Genomic DNA, 2,402 nt, shown 5'->3' with positions numbered 1-2,402 from the left:
AAAATTGATGTTAACTCATACTTACAAATAGTGAGGAGCGTGCAGAAATTTATTGGCAGAGTATCATTTTGGCTAGTGAAAAATCTTGGCAAGCTTAGCTTTGTAGAATTGGATGATGTTACAAAATTTAAAGATGCAATTGAAACTTTAGGCCAGAACTTAACTGATGTTTTAGATGAACACCTATTGAAGATCTATAGTCATGGATCAACTTCTTTAGTAGAACTTAATATAAATAAAGATCTAGCAAAAAAAGTTGCTGATCTATGCGTTCTTGCTTATGCACTGGATATTATATCTGTTGCTGAACAGACATCTTTGTCCATTCTTGATGCTGGTAAAATATACTTTGAGTTAAAGTCGTTGTTAAGATTCGATCTGATTAGAACAACTGCCATCAAGATGAAAAGCCGCTCTTCTTATTGGGATCGCAGCTTAGTTAATGATTTATTGGACGATTTAAGCAATTACCATCACAAGCTAGCTGTTAAAGTCATAAAAGCTACTGATAATCCTGAAGGTAAGGTTCAAACCTGGGCTTGTAGTGATAAGGACTACATAGAACATTATAATAGTTTTTTAGATGAGATGGTTGCTTCTAAACTTGATTTAAGCAAATTAATATTTATAATCAGAAGGATTAAAGTACTTGCTTCATAGGAAAATGTTCAATATAGGTCTTTCAGAAATTTTAGTTGTAGCTTTAGTGAGCATAATTGTTCTTGATAAAAATAAGGTGCCTGTATTTATTGATCTTATTAGGAATGTGTATAAGTATCTTATGATTATAAAATCAAAAGCTAGGAGGTTATTGAAAGACGCAGGAGTTGAAGACTTATATAAAGAATGTAATGCTGAGAAAGTAAATTACATAATTGGTAAAAATGGTAAGCTTTATCCTACTTATGATATAGATAATACATCTAAAGATAATGACAGCAAAGATTCTGGTAGTAGATGATGTACTATCTAATGTCAAGCTTTTAGAAGCTCGACTAAAAGCAGAGTACTATACGGTTATCGTAGCTCATGATGGTGAAGAAGCTATAGATTTAGTAGCAAAGCAGCAGCCCGATATTATATTACTTGATATCATGATGCCAAAGATGAATGGCTTTCAAGTTTGTAAGGAGCTAAAGAGTGATCCCTTGACAACCCATATTCCAATAATTATGGTAACTGCGCTGCATGATACTCATGATAGAGTGCAAGGTATTAATGCCGGCGCGGATGATTTTCTGACTAAACCAATAAACGAAACTGCTTTATCTGCACGAATTAAGTCTCTCACACGCTTAAAGATGATTATTGATGAATTGCGTTTGAGAGGAGAAACTAACGCTGAGATTGGTGGAGTCGCAGGAAACAGTATTATGGATTATTCCAATCAGATTTTTGATGCTAACATACTTGTTATAGATGAGGATGTTCATCAAGCAGAGCAGATATATAATATATTAAAGCGACGCTTTAGGTCAATTAAAATACTGAGTGATCCAATGGAAGCATTGAAGGTTGGTATTGAGAATGGTTACGACCTGATCATTTCTGATATGCAATTTTCAAAAACTGACGGCTTGCGTTTGTGTTCTGAGTTTCGTAGTAAGGTGGAAACACGTTATACACCAATTCTGATTCTTTCTGAGGATTATGATAAAAACAATTTAGTAAAAGCACTTGATGTAGGTGCTAATGATTATTTAACAGTACCTTTGGATGAGGGTGAGCTAATAGCAAGGGTTAATTCGCAAGTAAAACGCAAAAGATATCAAGATGCCTTGAGAATGAATTTATTTAATAATGCGGAAATGTCTATAAAGGACCCATTAACTAACTGTTATAATAGAAGATATTTTGATGCACACTTAAGAAACATTGTTAAGGACTCTGTGGAAAAGGATAGAAGGTTGTCTCTTATGATACTTGATATAGACTATTTTAAGATAGTGAATGACAGTTTTGGGCATAGTGCTGGAGATGAACTTTTAAAGCAAATACAGAAAAGAATTTCTGAAAATATCAGAGTGACAGATTTACTAGCTAGGTTTGGTGGTGAGGAGTTTGTTGTTGTAATGCCAGATACCAATGTATCAGATGCGTATACTATTGCGGAGAGAATACGAAAAATTATTGCTAAAGAACCTTTTGTACTTGCGGATGAAAATACAACCCATAATGTAACTGTGAGCATTGGAATTGCAGAAATGCAAGGATCTGACTTTGATGATATTAAAAAATTTATAGTACGTGCTGACAGATATTTATATAAAGCAAAAAACAGTGGTAGAAATAGAGTGGTTACTGGCTATAGCTAAAGTGGCTTAAGTTTACCGACAACCGTCATTCCACTACTCGTGAGCGGAATCTATGCTGAGATACCGCGAATGAATCGCGGTATGACG

The 2,402-nt window shown here is 34.3% G+C and carries 2 protein-coding genes and 1 pseudogene; all 3 read left to right on the top strand.

The genetic code is table 11. The features are described 5' to 3' along the window. Positions 1–660, top strand: a pseudogene (locus tag WGMM_RS03635) (NAD-glutamate dehydrogenase domain-containing protein); the annotation flags it as partial. A 4-nt stretch (positions 661–664) separates the two neighbouring features. Beyond that, positions 665–961: a Sec-independent protein translocase subunit TatB gene (gene tatB, locus WGMM_RS03630; protein WP_038250226.1), complete on the top strand. Its 297-nt coding sequence runs from the start codon at positions 665–667 to the stop codon at positions 959–961. Continuing rightward, positions 933–2,315, top strand: a complete 1,383-nt coding sequence (locus WGMM_RS03625) for a PleD family two-component system response regulator (protein ID WP_038250223.1) — start codon at positions 933–935, stop codon at positions 2,313–2,315. The genes tatB and WGMM_RS03625 overlap by 29 nt, the downstream gene beginning before the upstream one ends. Positions 2,316–2,402: the final 87 nt, after the last annotated feature.

The organism is Wolbachia endosymbiont of Glossina morsitans morsitans, assembly GCF_000689175.1.
GTDB classification, from domain to species: domain Bacteria; phylum Pseudomonadota; class Alphaproteobacteria; order Rickettsiales; family Anaplasmataceae; genus Wolbachia; species Wolbachia pipientis.
Note: the sequence above shows the minus strand (reverse complement) of the source record. Positions and strands in the feature narration are given on the sequence as shown.

Bases quoted from the DNA above. Each gene is read 5' to 3' on its own strand.
- tatB (WP_038250226.1), top strand. From the start codon at position 665: ATGTTCAATATAGGTCTTTCAGAAATTTTAGTTGTAGCTTTAGTGAGC.
- WGMM_RS03625 (WP_038250223.1), top strand. From the start codon at position 933: ATGACAGCAAAGATTCTGGTAGTAGATGATGTACTATCTAATGTCAAG.